Below are 15,143 nucleotides of genomic sequence, written 5' to 3'. Positions count from 1 at the left end.
CGGAAACGAGGAGCACCATGGCGCGGTTCGATCCTTACCTGAACTTCTCCGGCAACGCCGAGGAAGCCATGAAGTTCTACCAGTCGGTGTTCGGCGGCGAGTTGGAGGTCATCCGCTTCAAGGACTTCCCCGGGGGCGACGCTGGCGTGTCGGAGGACGAGCTCGACCAGGTCATGCATGCGTCGCTCAGCCTTGCCGACGGGCGGGTCCTGATGGCGAGCGACGCCCCGCAGCGCATGGGGAAGGTCGAGTTCGGCACCTCGACCCACGTCATGATCGGCGTGGACAACGCGGACGAGGCGCGGCGGCTGTACGCCGGCCTGAGCGCCGGCGCTCAGCAGGTCGTCATGCCCCTCGGCGACGCCGGCTTCGCGGAGCTCTACGCCGCGCTCAAGGACCGCTACGGCATCCACTGGATGGTCTACTTCGCGGGCAACCGCTCCGGTGGCAACTGAGCGATGCTCACTCGTCACGAGGTCGACTACGTGCCGCCCCTCGCCGAGGGCGCCAGCAAGAACGACCGCTACATCGAACTGCGCCGCTACGTCCTCGCGCTCGTCGAGGGCGAGACGGACTGGCTGGCGAACCTCGCCAACGTCGCGGGAGCCGTCTTCGAGCACGTCCCAGGGCTCAACTGGGCCGGCTTCTACCTGATGAAGGGCGGCGAGCTCGTCCTCGGGCCGTTCCAGGGCCGACCGGCCTGCGTGCGCATCGCCGTGGGCCGGGGGGTGTGCGGCGCGGCCGTCGCCGAGCGCCGCACCCAGGTCGTGCCGGACGTGACCGCGTTCCCCGGCCACATCGCCTGCGACGCGCGCTCGCGCTCCGAGATCGTCGTGCCGATCGTCGTCGACGCTCAGGTGGTTGGCGTGCTCGACCTCGACAGCGCCAGGGTGGCCAACTTCGACATCGAGGACAGGCGCGCCCTCGAGACGATCGTCAAGGACATCACGCCGGTCGTCGACTGGCGGGCGGCGACCCGCGGCTGAACTCAGGCCCTGGCGCCCACCGCCTTGAGGGCTTCGAGCAGGAGCCGGAACGGGGCGAGGTGCTCCGGGTGCTCCCTGTAGGCCATCTCCGGGTGCCACTGGACGCCAAGGACCCAGGAGCCGTGGCGCTCCTCGACGGCCTCGACGAGCCCGTCGCCCGAGTGCGCCACGGCCTTGAGGCCGGCTCCGACGACATCGACGGCCTGATGATGGTAGCTGTTCGTGCGTACGTCCGTCTTGCCGAAGGCGCTCGCCAAACGGCTGCCGGGCGCGAGCTTCACCGGGTGGAGGGGCGAGCCGCGCAGGTCGTGCTGCTCGTGCTGCCACGCTTCCGGCAGCGCGGGGACGTGCTGGTGCAGGGTGCCGCCCTCGGCCACGTTGATGACCTGGTGACCGCGGCAGATGCCCAGCACCGGCTTACCCAGCTTGCGGAACGCGTGGTAGAGCGCGATCTCGAAGGCGTCGCGGCGTTCGTCGACGCTGCCGAGGTCGGGGTGCGGGGTGGCGCCGAAGAGGGCGGGGTCGACGTCGACGCCGCCCGTGAGGAGGAGGGCGTCGTTCACGGCCGCGTACTCCCCGACGAGCTGCTCGTCCAGCACGGCCACCATGGTCGGCAGACCGCCCGCCAGCGCGACGGCCTGCGAGTAGTTGCGTCCGGTGCCGGAGTCCTCGCGTAGGAGGCCCGTGGTGCGAACGCTGATTCCGGTGCTGAGCAGGACGCGCGGTCTATGGTCGGACATCGTGCCAGAGTACTCCCGCGGCCGCGCCTCGCGCTAGCGGCGGCGGCCAACGCGCCGCGGTAGCCCCGCGCTCGCCCCTCGCCCCGCGCGGCCTCTTCTCCCCAGGCTGGGGCCTGGTAGGCTGCCCGAGGCTCGAGGCGCCCATGCGAGACGCGGGCGGGCGCGCCGGCCGTGGAGGGCGGATGCCTGGAATCGCGATGATCGGCGCCCAGTGGGGCGACGAGGGCAAGGGTAAGGTCGTCGACGCGCTCGCCGCGGAGGCCGACTTCGTGGTGCGCTACTCCGGCGGGGCCAACGCCGGACACACGGTGGTGGTCGGGGGCGAGGTGTTCAAGCTCCACCACCTGCCGTGCGGCACCCTGCACGACCGCCCGACCTCGGTGCTCGGCGGCGGCATGGTGATCGACCCGTGGACGTTCATGGAGGAGCTCGATGCCCTGAGCGCGCGCCGCGACCCGGGCCGCGTGCTCGTCTCCACCGAGGCTCACCTCGTGCTCCCGCACCACAAGAAGAACGACGAGGGGGGAGGCTTCGTCGGCACGACGGGCCGGGGCATCGGCCCCGCCTACTCCGACAAGGCCAGGCGTATCGGCGTCAGGGCAGGCGACCTGCTCGACGACGAACTCCTGCGCGAGCGCCTCGCGCGCCTCATCGAGGCCAAGCCGAACTCCACCGCCCGCGTCGGCTGGTCGAACGTGGCGGACGCCATGGCCGAGCTCGCCGGCGTGCGCGAGCGCCTCGCGCCCCTCGTGGCCGACACGGGCGCGCTCGTGCGGTCCGCGCTCGGGCGGGGCGAGCGTGTGCTCTTCGAGGGGGGCCAGGGCACGATGCTCGACCTCGCCTACGGCACTTACCCGTACGTGACCTCGAGCCACCCGAGCGTCGGCGGCATCCTCGTCGGCGCCGGCGTGAGCCACAAGGCCCTCGGCGCCGTCTACGGCGTCGTGAAGGCGTTCACGAGCCGCGTGGGCCACGGACCGTTCCCGACGGAGATCACCGAGGACGCCATGGCTCTGCGCCTGCGGGGGAGCGGCAGCAACCAGTGGGACGAGTACGGCACCACTACGGGCCGCCCGCGCCGCGTCGGTTGGCTGGACCTCCCCCAGCTCGAGTACGCGTGCGCGATCAACGGCTTCGACGGCCTGGTCGTGACCAAGCTCGACGTGCTCTCCGGCCTCGACGAGGTGCGGGTCGCCGTTGAGCACGGGCCCGACGGCCCCGTGTACGCGGAGCTGCCCGGCTGGGGGGAGCTGCGCGGGCTCGGCAGCCGCGAGGCCCTGCCCCGCGAGGTGCTCGACTACCTTGCCCTCATCGAGGAGCGCACGGGCGTGCCGGTGAGCATCTTCTCCACGAGCCCCGACCGTGAGGACACCTACGGCGCCGTGGCCTGGTGAGGCGCGCCGTGCTCGCCTGGTCGCTCGTCGGTCTGGTCGTCCTGGCGGTCGCCGCCGTGGCGGCCGTCGGCTGGGTCCTCTCCAGCCGCGTGATCGTGCCAAGCCCCTATGGGCTGATGCCGGAGTTCGAGCTCACGGCCGTGGCGGAGCTGGGGGGCGGGCGTTACGCCGTCGGGATCCCGGCGCCGGAGCTGCCGGGGCACGCCGCCGGTGACGATGCCGGTCACACCGCGGCGGATGGCGCGGCGCGACCCGCGCAGCACGCCAACCCGCGGCTCCAAGGCACCTACGCCGTCATGTGGGAAGGCGGCTACGCCGCGCTGGGCGAGACGCTCTCCGACGCGGGTGGAGTCGTGACCCGCGCGGTCGAGTTGCTTGGTGGCACACCGCCGGCGGCGGGCGCCCCGGCGCGGATGGACAACTTCTACTACCGCCACGACCCGCTGACGGACCTGGGGCTGCCCTTCGAGGACCTGACGTTGCAGGGGCCGGTCGGCAAGCTGCGCGCCTGGTACGTGCCCGGTGAGCAGCGCACGGCCGTGCTCCTCCTTCACGGGCGGCGGCGCGGCGAGCTGATCGAGACGCTGCGCTTCACCCAGGCGCTACACGAGGCGGGGCTGCCGGTGCTGGCACTGGCCTACCGCAACCACGACGCCAGCGACCCGAGCCCGGATGGCCTCTACCACTACGGCGCCAGCGAGTGGCAGGACGCCCTCGTGGGAGCGCTCGAGCTCGCCAGGCGCGGGCACGACCGCGTCGTCCTCTACGGTCTCTCGATGGGCGGGGCAGTAGCGCTCGAGGCGCTCGAGCGCTGGCCGCAGGCGGCGCCCGAGGTCGTCGGCCTGGTGCTCGACTCGCCGCTCGTGAGCGTCTCGGCCGTGGTGGAGCTCGGGGCCGAGAAGGCCGGCATGCCCCTCCCCGCCACCCTCACCCGCCTGGCGTTGCTCACCGCGCGCTTGCGTACGGGCGTCGACTTCGGGGGTTTGGAGCAGGCGGCCTACGCGCCCGCCATCGGCGTGCCCGTGCTACTGATCGCCGGCGAGGACGACTCGACCGTGCCCATCGCCGCCGTGGACGCCTTCGCGGCCGCCGTGCGCTCGCCCCTGACCTATTTGCGCCTGCCGGGCGTCGAGCACGTGGAAGCGTGGAACCACGACCCCGCGCGCTACGCGCTCTGGTTGCGCGAGTTCCTCGCCGGTTTGCAGGTGCGCGCCGCGGTCGACTGAGACAAGCGCGCCGCCCAAGCGGTCGGGGCCGGTCACTCGCTGACAGGGCCCGACCGTCGTCGTTACGGCGTCGCTAGCGTCCGGCGCTCAGTGGCCGATCAGCGCTGCTCGATGGGCACGAACTCGAGCCCCATGGTGCCCGAGTAGGCGAGGCGCGGCCGCATGAGCCGGTTGTCGGCGTACTGCTCGAAGAGGTGCGCCATCCAGCCGCTGATGCGGGCGACGGCGAAGATGGGCGTGTACATGTCGGACGGGAAGCCGAGCATGCGGTAGACGGAGGCGGAGAAGAAGTCCACGTTGGGCTTGACCTCTTTGCCCTCCTTGGCCATCTCGCGGTCCATCACGCGCTCCATCTCGAGGCTCATGTCGAACCACTTCGAGTCGCCGGACTCCAGCGCGAGCTTGCGGCTGACCTCCTTCAGCACCTGGGCGCGCGGGTCGAGGACCTTGTAGACGCGGTGGCCGAAGCCCATGACGCGGCCGCCCGGCTTCGCGAGCACGCCGAGCACGTACGGCTCCACGCCCGCCACGTCCCCGATCCCTTCGAGCGCCTGCATGACCGCCGTGTTGGCGCCGCCGTGTAGCGGCCCCTTCAAGGCGCCGATGGCCGCGGTGATGGCGCTGTAGACGTCCGTGAGGGTCGAGGCGGTGGCGCGCGCCACGAAGGTGCTCGCGTTGGAGCCGTGCTCCGCGTGCAGCACCAGCGCCACGTCCATCACGCGCGTGGCGGCCTCCGACGGGACCTCGCCGGTAAGGGTGTAGAGGAAGTTGCCGGCCAGGCTGAGGTCGGGGCGTGGGGCGACCGGCTGGAGACCCCGGCGGATGCGCTCGTAGGCCGCCGTGATGGTCTGGAACTGGGCGAGGAGCTTGAGGCCGATGCGGCGGACGTTAGGTAGGTCGACGCCGTCCGGGTCATCGTCGTAGGCGCCGAGCATGGACGCGGCCGTGCGGATGGCGTGCATCGGCGAGTGCCCGTGAGGCAGGTTGCGGTAGAGGTCGTACACGGCGTCCGGCACGGCGTAGTGCGGGGCGATCTCGGCCTTGAAGTCCTCGAGCTGCTGTCGGTTGGGCAGGTTGCCGTTCCAGAGCAGGTAGACGACCTCTTCGTAGCTGGCCTTGTCGGCGAGTTCGGTGATGTCGTAACCGCTGTAGACGAGCTGGCCCTTGCCGCCGTCGATGAAAGAGATGGCGCTAGTATCGATGTAGACGCCATCTAGACCTCGGTTGATCGTCTGCTCCATGAATCCTCCGCGTGTCCACCGCGAGGCGTGAACTCGCGGTTCGCTTCCTAAAGGGTGCGCGGCGGCGTGACGGCGCTGGCCTGCAAGCGGGTGCTGCCTTCGGCTTCACCGGGAACCGCCGACTCCGTGGTCGCGTGCGGGGCCGGGCCTGAACGCCTAGTGGTGCCACGCGCGCGGCTTGACCGCTACCGCGGTCGCAAGTCGGGGTCCAGTCTACCCGGCAGGGGCTGGCGGCGCGCGCTTCGGCGGGCCGAAACGGGCGAACGCTACGCGGCCCGCTTGGGTGCGGCGCCCAGCCGCGGAGACGGCCGTGTCGGCAGCGGCACCGCTAAGCGACCGGGGGTCTCGACCCCGTCATGCACCGTGGCGGCGTTGTCGGAGCGCCACGACGGCCGCCGCGGTCGCGACGAGGAGCACGAACGCGAGGTACCCGCGCGTGCCGGCGCTCGCCAGAGCCACCGCCGTACCGATCCCGACGAACGCGACGCCGAACACGAACGCCCAGTTGCCGGGCCGCTCTTCGATGGCCTCGACCGTGATGGCCGCGGCGCCGATGCTCATGAGGAAGGCGCCCTGCCACCGCAGGGCCACCTCGAGCAGGCTGCCGACGGCGGCGCCGGCCAGGAGCGCCCCCAGCATCAGCGTGGCGTAGGTGCCGTTGCGGGCGTACACGAACAGGAAGACCACAGCGGCGCAGACGAGCCAGAGCCACGCCTTGCTCGCCACGGACGCCGCCAACAGGAGCAGTGCGGCCAGGGTCGCCGCTGCGAGGAGGACTCGGGTCAGGGTCGTCACGATCGGACTCCCTCATACCACCGCGCCCGGCGCCGGCGGTGGGGAATACGCTACGGCTCCTCATCCAGCCAAGTGCTATCCTGCGGCCAACGCTCGAAGGGACGACTGGGGCGTTCATGCCGGTCCGCTAGGCACAGGGCCGGGCAACCGACGATCCGGTCGAGCTTACCGACCAGCCATGGTTCAGAGCCTAGCCACATCCGAGCCGCCGCGCGCTGCGGGTCACAACGCCACCGGGAGAGCGCTATACGCGAACGAAGGGAGGCCAGCGTGATCCTAGAGTCGCAACTCTTCCAACCGTTCACCGACGAGCCCATCGCCGTGACGAGCGAGTCTGGCGAGTGGATCGCCCCGTTCGAGCTCGACCTGGGTCCGGACAAGCTGCGCCGCATGTATCAGGACATGCTCCTCGGCCGAGCGGTCGACGAGCGCATGAGCCGCCTCCAGCGCCAGGGCAAGGTGAGCTTCGTGGCCCCCTCCGGCGGACACGAGGGGGCCCAGGTCGGCATCGCGCACGCTCTGCGCGCCGGTCACGACTGGCTCTTCCCCTACTACCGCGACGTCACGCTGCCGCTGGCCATGGGCGTGCCCGTCGTCGAGTTCGTGGCGCAGGCCATGGGCACGGCGGCCGACCCGAGCCGGGCCAGGCAGATGCCTTACCACGCCTCCTCCAAGGAGCTCAACGTCTTCTCGGCCGCTTCGCCCATCGCGTCGCACATCCCGCCCGCGGCGGGCTGCGCGATAAGCATGAAGCTGCGCGGCACCGATCAGGTGACCGTCTGCACGTTCGGCGACGGCTCCACGAGCGAGGGCGACTGGCACGCGGGCGTCAACTTCGCGGGCGCCCAGGGTGCGCCCGTCGTCTTCGCCTGCCAGAACAACCGCTACGCCATCAGCGTGGGGTTCGAGAAGCAGACGGGGTCGGACAGCATCTACACGAAGGCACACGCCTACGGCATGCCCGGCTACTTCGTCGACGGCATGGACGCGCTCGCCTCCTACTACGTCATGCGGGAGGCCGTCCAACGCGCGCGCGACGGCTTCGGCCCCGCCCTGGTCGAGCTCCTCGTGTACCGCTACGGCGGGCACTCGTCGGCCGACGACGACTCGCGCTACCGCCCCCGCGCGGAGGTCGAGGCGTGGCGCAAGCGCGACCCGCTCGCCAGGCTGCGCCGCTTCCTGACGCGCAGGGGCCTCTGGGACGACGCCGCCGAGAAGGAAGCGGAGGCCGACGTGAGGGCGCAGGTCGACGACGCCATCGCGCAGGCCCAGGCGGCGGGCGACGTCGCCGTCGAGGCGATGTTCGAGGACGTCCTGGCCGACGTCCCCGAGCGCCTCGTCAAGCAGCGCTCGGAGCTCCTGGGATGACCGGGTGGACCGCGTGAGCGCGCTGACGATGGTGCAGACCATCGCGCGCACCCTCGACGAGGAGATGGCGCGCGACGAGCGCGTGGTCGTGCTCGGCGAGGACGTCGGCAAGCGCGGCGGCGTCTTCCTCGCCACCGAGAAGCTCTTCGACAAGTACGGCCCCGACCGGGTGATCGACTCGCCGCTCTCGGAGGCCGCCATCATCGGGGCCGCCGTCGGCATGGCGGCGCACGGCTTGCGCCCCGTCGCGGAGATCCAGTTCGCCGACTACGTCTACCCCGGCTTCGACCAGCTCGTCTCGCAGGTCGCGAAGCTCCGTTACCGCTCCGGCGGGCAGTTCACGGCGCCCCTCGTGGTGCGCATGCCGGCCGGCGGGGGCGTCAAGGGGGGCCACCACCACTCCCAGAGCCCCGAGGCGCACTTCGTGCACACGGCCGGACTCAAGGTCGTGTTCCCGAGCACGCCGGCCGACGCGCGCGGGCTGCTGAAGAGCGCCATCCGCGACGACGACCCCGTCGTGTTCATGGAGCCGAAACGGCTCTACCGCGCCGTCAAGGAGGAGCTGCCCGACGACCCGGACACGCTCGTCCCCATCGGGGAGGCGGCCGTGCGGCGCGTGGGCGACGATGTCGTGCTCGTCAGCTACGGCGGCTCGATGGCCGAGACGGCGCGGGCGGCAGAGGCGCTCGTGGAGCAGGGTCTCTCGCCCCACGTCATCGACCTGCGCTCGCTGGCGCCGTGGGACGAGGACACCGTGCTCGCGGCCGTCGCCCGCGTCGGCCGCGTGGTGCTCGTGAGCGAGGCGCCGAAGAGCGCGAGCGTGATGAGCGAGGTGGCCGCCACCATCGCCGAGGAGCTGCTCGACCAACTGCTGGCGCCGCCACTGAGGGTGAGCGGTTTCGATACCCCTTACCCGTACGCGCAAGACCGCGAGTACCTGCCGGGCCCAGCTCGCATCATGCGGGCCGTGCAGCGCGTGCTCGACTACTGAGTGTCGATCCCCGCTCCGGGTCGCCGAGCCGCGGGGCGGACGCCTCGCCATGGTCTGGCGCCGGGCGCACGTTAAAGGAGCTGGAGAATGGCGCGAGAGCTACGCCTACCCGAACTGGCCGAGTCCGTCGTCGAGGGTGAGATCATCCGTTGGCTCGTCGCCGAGGGCGACAGCGTGGCGCTCGATCAGCCCGTCGCCGAGGTCCTCACCGACAAGGCGACCGTCGAGCTCCCCAGCCCCTTCGCCGGCAGGCTCGTCAAGCACCTCGCCGCGGAAGGCGACGTCGTGCAGGTGAACGCCGTGATCGCGCTCATCGAGGAGGGGGGCGGCTCCGGGGCCGGCGCCACCGCGAGCACGGCCGCCCCGGCGGCCGGCGGCTCCGCCGGGGGCAGCGGCGAGGGCGCCACCGCCGGTCCCGGCTCCGCCTCGGCGAGCGGCGCGCCGTCCGGCACCGGTGAGGACAAGGCGTCCGGGAAGCGCTCGCCCGCTGCCGAGAGCGGCGACGACGGGGACAAGCTCAGCCTCTTCAAGCCGTCGGCAGGCGGCGAGGCCGAGGCGCTCCCGCAGGTGCGGCGGCCGGTGGACCGGTCCGGTGGCGCGCGCGCGGTTCCCGGCCAGGCCGCCAAGGCTCGGCAGACGGTGGCCGGGGGCGGCGCGCAGGCGGCGAACGGTGCCGCCCAGGCGCCCCGGGAGCCCGCACGCGGCGCGTTCGGCCGCGTCCTGGCCGTCCCGGCGGCCCGGCGGCTGGCGCGGGAGCTCGGCGTGAGCATCGAGGAGGTCCTCGGCAGCGGCCCGCACGGCCGGGTGCGCGTCGACGACGTGAGGGAGCACACGACCCCCGCCGGCCAAGGCCACGCGGGGCCGCAGGGCAGCCCCATCGCCTACAAGACCCCCGCCGGCTACGAGGGGCGCGAGGAGCGCGCGCCCATGCGTGGCCTGCGCCGGCTCATCGCCAACCAGATGGTCACCTCTCACCTCCACACGGTGCGAGCGCTCCACGTCGACGAGGCGGACGTCACGGACCTCGTCGCCTTGCGCGAGAAGCTCAAGCCCGGCTTCGCGGCCAAGGGCGTGCGGCTGTCGTACCTGCCGTTCGTGATGAAGGCCGTGGCCGTGGCTCTCGCCGAGTTCCCGGCGCTCAACTCGAGCTTCGACGAGGCCAAGGGCGAGATCGTCACGAAGCGCTACTACAACATCGGGATGGCGACGGCTACGGACGCCGGGCTGGTCGTGCCCGTCATCCGGGACGTCGACGAGCGCAGCATCATGGAGTTGGCCGCCGAGGTGGGGCGCCTGGCCGACCTGGCGCGCAGCGGCAAGCTCGCGCCTGACGACCTCAAGGGCGGCACGTTCTCCGTCACCAACATCGGCAGCCTCGGCGGCCTCTTCTCGTTCCCCATCATCAACTCGCCGGAGGCGGCCATCCTGGGCGTCCACTCCATCAAGAAGCGGCCGGTCGTGATGGCGGACGACAGCATCAGGGCGCGGCAGATGCTCTACCTGAGCCTCTCCTTCGACCACCGGCTCGTCGACGGCGCTGAAGGGGCCCTGTTCACCTCGAAGGTCATAGGGCTGCTCGAGAACCCGGTGGCGCTGCTGCTCGACCTGTAGCGCGCAGGCTGCGCCGGGGGCCGGCGGCTGCGCTCGCCGGCTCGACGTGATCGCGGCGAGCCGGTGCGCGGCGTTGCCGGCGCGCCCGGTCGGGGATGCGCTCGCCGGCCGGCGGGCCGCCCCCGGAACGGGCGAACGCCCCGCCCCGCCGTACAATCTCCGGCGTGAAGCGCGGCGACCTGCCCGTAATCCCGACGCAGAGCGGCTGCTACCTGTTCCACGGCGAGGACGACGCGGTCCTCTACGTCGGCAAGGCGGTCAACCTCCGCAGCCGCGTCGGCAGCTACTTCGGCCGCCAGGCGGGTCACAAGGCGCGGCTGCTCACCGCCGCGGCGAGCCGCCTCGACTTCATCGTCACGCACGACGAGATCGAGGCGCTGATCCTCGAATCCAACCTCATCAAGCGGCACCAGCCGCACTACAACGTCCTCCTGAAGGACGACAAGAGCTACCCCTTCCTCAAGCTGACGAACGAGGAGTACCCGACGCTGGTCTTCACGCGCCGCGTCGTCAAGGACGGCGGCACGTACTACGGTCCGTACCCGAACGCCGGCGCCGTGAGGCGCGTCCTCGAGCTCGTGTACAGCGTCTTCAAGCTGAGGAAGAACAGCGGTGTGCCCATGGAGACGCGCAAGAAGCCGTGCCTGCGCTACCACATGGGCCGCTGCCTCGCCCCCTGCGTCGGTTGGGCCGACAGGGCGGAGTACGCCGACGTCGTGTCCGACGTGAAGGCGTTCCTCGAAGGGCGGGTCGGGGAGATCGTCGAGAAGCTCGAGGTGCAGATGCGCGAGGCGGCCGTGCGCCGCGACTTCGAGCTGGCCGCCACGTACCGCGACCGCCTGGACGCCCTCAAAAGGCTCACCGGCTACGACAGCAGCGTCGTGATGGCGGGCACGGACGACCTCGACTTCCTAGGCGTGGCGAAAGCGGGCGACCACGCCATGGTGCAGCTCTTCCAGATGCGCTCCGGCCGCGTCGTCGGGCGCGACAAGCGCCTCATGACGAACGCCGAGAGCGCCTCGGACGCCGAGGTGCTCGAGCGCTTCATGAGCGAGTACTACGGGCTCGCGACGCAGCTACCGCCGCTCGTCCTCGTGCCCCAGACGGAGCTGGATCAGGACGTATGGCAACGGTTCCTGACCGCGCGCGCGGGCCGCAAGGTGGAGGTGCGCACGCCGCAGCGGGGCGACAAGGTCGAACTGCTCGGGCTGGCGAAGCGCAACGCCGTCTCGGGCGTCGAGGCCGAGATCGCGCTGCTGGAGCGCCGCGGCGAGGCGCCCGGCGTCGGCGAGCTCCAACGCCTGCTCGGGCTCGAGAACCCGCCGTGGCGCATCGAGGGCTACGACATCTCGAACCTGATGGGCACGCACACGGTCGCCAGCATCGTGTCGTTCGAGGGCGGCAGGGCCAAGCGGAGCGACTACCGGCGCGTGCGGGTGCGGGAGCTCGACAAGCCCGACGACTTCTACAGCATGCACCAGGTCGTCTACCGGCGCTTCACCGGCGCGTTGGCCGACAGGCTGCCTCACCCCGACCTGCTCCTCATAGACGGCGGCAAGGGGCAATTGAGCGCCGCCAAGCGCGCGCTCGATGATGCGGGCATCTCGGTGCCGCTCGTCGGGCTCGCCAAGAAGCAGGAGACGCTCATCACCGAGCGTGGCGAGGAGGTACTCGTGCCGCACAGCCACCCTGCCCTGCGCCTGCTCATCAACGTGCGCGACGAGGCGCACCGCACGGCCGTCGGCTACAACCGGCAGCGGCGCGGCAAGTCCGCGACGCGCTCGCTACTCGACGACGTGCCCGGCATCGGACCGAAGAGGCGCGATGCGCTGCTCGCCCACTTCTCGAGCCTGGAGGAGCTCAAGGGCGCGGACATCGGCGTGCTCGCGGCCATCCCGGGCGTTGGGCAGGCGGCCGCGCAGGCCGTGAAGAGCTACTTCGAGGGGTCCGACGACTGACGGACGGCTTCGCCTGGTCCGGCGGCCGCCTCGTCGTGCGCGGTCGACAGCACGGTCGGCGGCGCCCCGGCGGACGCGACCCCCGCTCGGCTGCTCGGCCCCGGTTGCCACTCCGCGCGCGGCAGCTCCATCCGCACGTCCATGCGCCCGTCCGCGTCGGGGCGCCGGCCCACCTCGTGGAAGCCCACCTTGCGGAAAGCGCGTTGGGCGCGCAGGTTGTCGCCGAACGTGTTGAGCTTGACGGTACGCAGGCCGAGGACATCGAACGCGTAGCCGAGGAGGGCGTGCATGGCCTCGGGCCCGTAGCCGCCCGCCCAGTGGGTGCGCTCGCCGATGATGATGCCTAGCGTGCCGACATCGCCGCGCACGTCGTAGAGCTCGGTAGTGCCGATGAAGTCGTCGCGCTCATCGAAGATGCCGAACGTGGCCCTGTCGGAGCGCTTGGAGTCCGTCTTGAGGAGGCGCTTCAGCAGCCATAGCGGCATCCGGTTCGGCGGGGTGCCGTTCAAGTAGGCGATCTCCGGGTCGCGGAAGTGGCTCTGCAAGCGGCGCCAGTCGGCGTCGGAGAACTCCTCCAGCGGCCGCAGCGTCACGCGCCCGTAGGCCGGTCTCATACGGGTTTCAGTCTACATATTTGCCTAGCCACCCTACTCTTCAACGGTGAGTGCGACGGCCGGTCGCCTCGCACCACGGCTATACTCCCCGTACTCCAAGCGCCGCCCAGGGTGCGCGCCCGCCCGAACCAGAGGTGTAAAGGTGCCGAACGACAACGCGAGCAACACCCACGCCACCGGCGGCCGCCCAGCGGCCACACCGGAGCAGTTCGCCAAGGACTTCGCCGCCATGCGTAACGCCATCTCCGGCGTCGTGGTCGGCCAGGAGCGAGTCGTCGAGGAGCTGTTGGTGGCGGCGCTCGCGCGCGGCCACGTGCTCCTGGAGGGCGTGCCGGGCCTCGGCAAGACGCGGCTCGTGCACACGTTCGCGGACGTCTCCGCGCTCCAGTTCTCGCGCATCCAGTTCACGCCGGACCTGATGCCGGCCGACGTCACGGGCACGAACGTCTTCATCGAGGCCGCGGCGCAGAGCCGCTTCGAGTTCCAGCCGGGGCCCGTCTTCACGAACGTGCTGCTGGCGGACGAGATCAACCGGGCCACGCCGAAGACACAGTCGGCGCTCCTCGAGGCCATGCAGGAGCGCGCGGTCACCGTGGCCGGCAGGCGTTATGCGCTCGACGAGCCGTTCATGGTCCTCGCCACGCAGAACCCCCTCGAGATGGAGGGCACGTACCCCCTGCCGGAGGCGCAGCTCGACCGCTTCCTCTTCAAGGTGGTCATCCCGCGGCCGGACGCGGCCACGCTGCAGCGCATCCTCATCGTCACGACGGGCACGACCGAGGCCAAGGCGAGCGCGGTCGTCGACAGGGACCGCCTCCTCACGCTCCAGGCCATGCTCCGGGCCGTGCCCATCGCCGAGGCGGCGATCGCCTACGTTGTGCGCCTCGTCGAGGCCACGCACGCGCACCCGCTCGTGCGTCTGGGCGCTAGCCCGCGCGGCGCCCAGGCCATCACCCTGGCGGCGAAGGGGTACGCCCTCGCGGCGGGTCGGCCGAACGTCGAGTTCGAGGACCTGCGCCGCGCAGCGCTGCCCGCGCTGCGCCACCGCCTCCTCCTCAGCTTCGAGGCCGAGGTGGAGGGCATGACCCAGGACCAGGTGCTCGCCCAGGTGCTCGAGCAGGTGGACAAGGGCCGCTGACCGTGCTCGCCTCCGGCACGCGGGCGCTGCTCGACCGCTACGCCGTCGCTTCCCGCGCCCTGGCGCGCGTAGGGGGCGACCGCAGCGCCGTCGAGGCGGGGCAGAGCGTCGAGTTCCACGACTTCAGGCCGTACCAGCCTGGCGACGAGCTCAGGTACGTCGACTGGCGCGTGTACGCCCGCACGGGCCGCCTCTACACGCGTCTCTACCAGGCCGAGCGAGCCGTTGAGCTGCACCTCGTCCTCGACAACAGCGCGAGCATGGGCCTCGGCGGCAAGCTCGAGCACGCGCGCACGGTCGTGCGGCTGCTGAGCTACGTGGCGCAGCGCGACGCGCCCACCCAGGTCCACCTCCTCTTCGGCGGCGCCACCCCGCGCCTGCGCGGCCGCGCCGGCATGCTCGAGACCTGGCGGTTCATAGACGACGCTCCGCTGCTGAAGGGCGACGGCACGCTGGTGAACGGCGCGCTCGTGAAGGACGGGCTTGCGAACGGCGCGGGCGCCCTCCGAGCCGGCGCTACCCCCGGAGCGGGGGCGGGGCCCCTCACGGGCCTCGTGCCGTTCGCCATGGGGCTGCCGGCTGCGCGCGGGCGCGCGCTCGTCATCGTCGTCTCCGACCTGCTGGAGGACGCCTCCATCGAGCCCGGCCTGGCGGCCTTGCGCTCGCGCGGCGTGGACGTCGGCTTCCTGCAGCTCCTCTCGCCCGCCGAGCTGGACCCGCCCGCCGCGCTGCTGGAGCTGCACGACGTCGAGTCCGGCGAGAAGCTGCCCGCGGGGCCCGACGAGGCGCACGCGTACCGCGAAGAGGTCCGCGCCCACGTGAGGCGTACGCGCGAGGCCATCCTGCGGGCCGGGTACCGCCATCAGTTGTTGACGGCGCCCGCGATGGGTGCCGAGGCCGCTCGCGCTCCGGATGCCCCTGGCGCCCCTGCCACCACTGCCTCGCGGGTCGCGCCTGCCGCATCTGGCGCTCCCGCCGGCCCTGCCGCCTCCGCCGCCTCGGCCACCGAGCGCGCGGCGCTTACGGAGCTCATCAAGCTCGGGCTACTCGTCAAGCGTTAGGTGATCGGTCGCTGCCGGCA

Annotated in this window: 14 protein-coding genes; 10 read left to right on the top strand and 4 right to left on the bottom strand. The window is 71.7% G+C overall.

What is annotated here, in order from left to right; all coding sequences use genetic code 11:
* Positions 1–17: 17 nt before the first annotated feature.
* Positions 18–455, top strand: coding sequence for a VOC family protein (locus M9914_11250; protein ID MCO5174754.1), 438 nt, complete (start codon positions 18–20; stop codon positions 453–455).
* A gap of 3 nt (positions 456–458) precedes the next feature.
* Complete coding sequence (locus M9914_11245) at positions 459–986, top strand: GAF domain-containing protein (GenBank protein MCO5174753.1); 528 nt, start codon at positions 459–461, stop codon at positions 984–986.
* A 2-nt stretch (positions 987–988) separates the two neighbouring features.
* On the opposite strand, the gene M9914_11240 is transcribed toward M9914_11245, so the two are convergent.
* The gene (locus tag M9914_11240) at positions 989–1,726 is read right to left on the bottom strand and encodes a gamma-glutamyl-gamma-aminobutyrate hydrolase family protein (protein MCO5174752.1); all 738 of its coding nucleotides are present in this window, start codon (positions 1,724–1,726) and stop codon (positions 989–991) included.
* Between the two features lie 182 nt (positions 1,727–1,908).
* Here M9914_11240 and M9914_11235 point away from each other — a divergent pair, with 182 nt between their 5' ends.
* Entirely contained in the window at positions 1,909–3,120 is a 1,212-nt protein-coding gene (locus M9914_11235) for an adenylosuccinate synthase (protein ID MCO5174751.1), read from the top strand.
* On the top strand, positions 3,117–4,346 hold the full coding sequence (locus M9914_11230; GenBank protein MCO5174750.1) for an alpha/beta fold hydrolase: 1,230 nt from the start codon (positions 3,117–3,119) through the stop codon (positions 4,344–4,346). The genes M9914_11235 and M9914_11230 overlap by 4 nt, the downstream gene beginning before the upstream one ends.
* 98 nt (positions 4,347–4,444) lie before the next feature.
* Here M9914_11230 and M9914_11225 read toward each other — a convergent pair whose 3' ends face one another.
* Together M9914_11225 and M9914_11220 are read right to left on the bottom strand one after the other, a co-directional pair.
* Positions 4,445–5,587 carry a citrate synthase gene (locus M9914_11225; GenBank protein MCO5174749.1) on the bottom strand — a complete coding sequence of 381 codons (1,143 nt, stop codon included), beginning with the start codon at positions 5,585–5,587 and terminating at the stop codon, positions 4,445–4,447.
* 354 nt (positions 5,588–5,941) lie between these two features.
* Positions 5,942–6,382: a hypothetical protein gene (locus tag M9914_11220; GenBank protein MCO5174748.1), complete on the bottom strand. Its 441-nt coding sequence runs from the start codon at positions 6,380–6,382 to the stop codon at positions 5,942–5,944.
* A 270-nt stretch (positions 6,383–6,652) separates the two neighbouring features.
* Between M9914_11220 and M9914_11215 the strand changes: the two genes are divergently transcribed.
* From M9914_11215 to uvrC, 4 genes are all read left to right on the top strand, one after another.
* On the top strand, positions 6,653–7,750 hold the full coding sequence (locus M9914_11215; GenBank protein ID MCO5174747.1) for a thiamine pyrophosphate-dependent dehydrogenase E1 component subunit alpha: 1,098 nt from the start codon (positions 6,653–6,655) through the stop codon (positions 7,748–7,750).
* Between the two features lie 13 nt (positions 7,751–7,763).
* Entirely contained in the window at positions 7,764–8,741 is a 978-nt protein-coding gene (locus tag M9914_11210; GenBank protein ID MCO5174746.1) for an alpha-ketoacid dehydrogenase subunit beta, read from the top strand.
* Positions 8,742–8,828: 87 nt separating this feature from the next.
* Positions 8,829–10,352, top strand: coding sequence for a 2-oxo acid dehydrogenase subunit E2 (locus tag M9914_11205; protein MCO5174745.1), 1,524 nt, complete (start codon positions 8,829–8,831; stop codon positions 10,350–10,352).
* 164 nt (positions 10,353–10,516) lie between these two features.
* Positions 10,517–12,310 carry an excinuclease ABC subunit UvrC gene (gene uvrC, locus M9914_11200; protein MCO5174744.1) on the top strand — a complete coding sequence of 598 codons (1,794 nt, stop codon included), beginning with the start codon at positions 10,517–10,519 and terminating at the stop codon, positions 12,308–12,310.
* Here uvrC and M9914_11195 read toward each other — a convergent pair.
* Positions 12,286–12,924 (bottom strand): GNAT family N-acetyltransferase, encoded by a 639-nt coding sequence (locus M9914_11195; GenBank protein MCO5174743.1) that lies wholly within the window; start codon positions 12,922–12,924, stop codon positions 12,286–12,288. The two genes, uvrC and M9914_11195, sit on opposite strands and share 25 nt — an antisense overlap.
* A 142-nt stretch (positions 12,925–13,066) precedes the next feature.
* Between M9914_11195 and M9914_11190 the strand changes: the two genes are divergently transcribed.
* A complete protein-coding gene (locus tag M9914_11190) occupies positions 13,067–14,062 on the top strand; it encodes a MoxR family ATPase (protein MCO5174742.1) in 996 nt (331 codons plus the stop codon).
* A 2-nt stretch (positions 14,063–14,064) separates the two neighbouring features.
* Complete coding sequence (locus M9914_11185) at positions 14,065–15,123, top strand: DUF58 domain-containing protein (protein MCO5174741.1); 1,059 nt, start codon at positions 14,065–14,067, stop codon at positions 15,121–15,123.
* Positions 15,124–15,143 lie beyond the last annotated feature (20 nt).

This window comes from Trueperaceae bacterium, assembly GCA_023954415.1.
GTDB lineage: Bacteria > Deinococcota > Deinococci > Deinococcales > Trueperaceae > JAAYYF01.
This window is presented reverse-complemented; position numbering and strand designations above follow the sequence as displayed.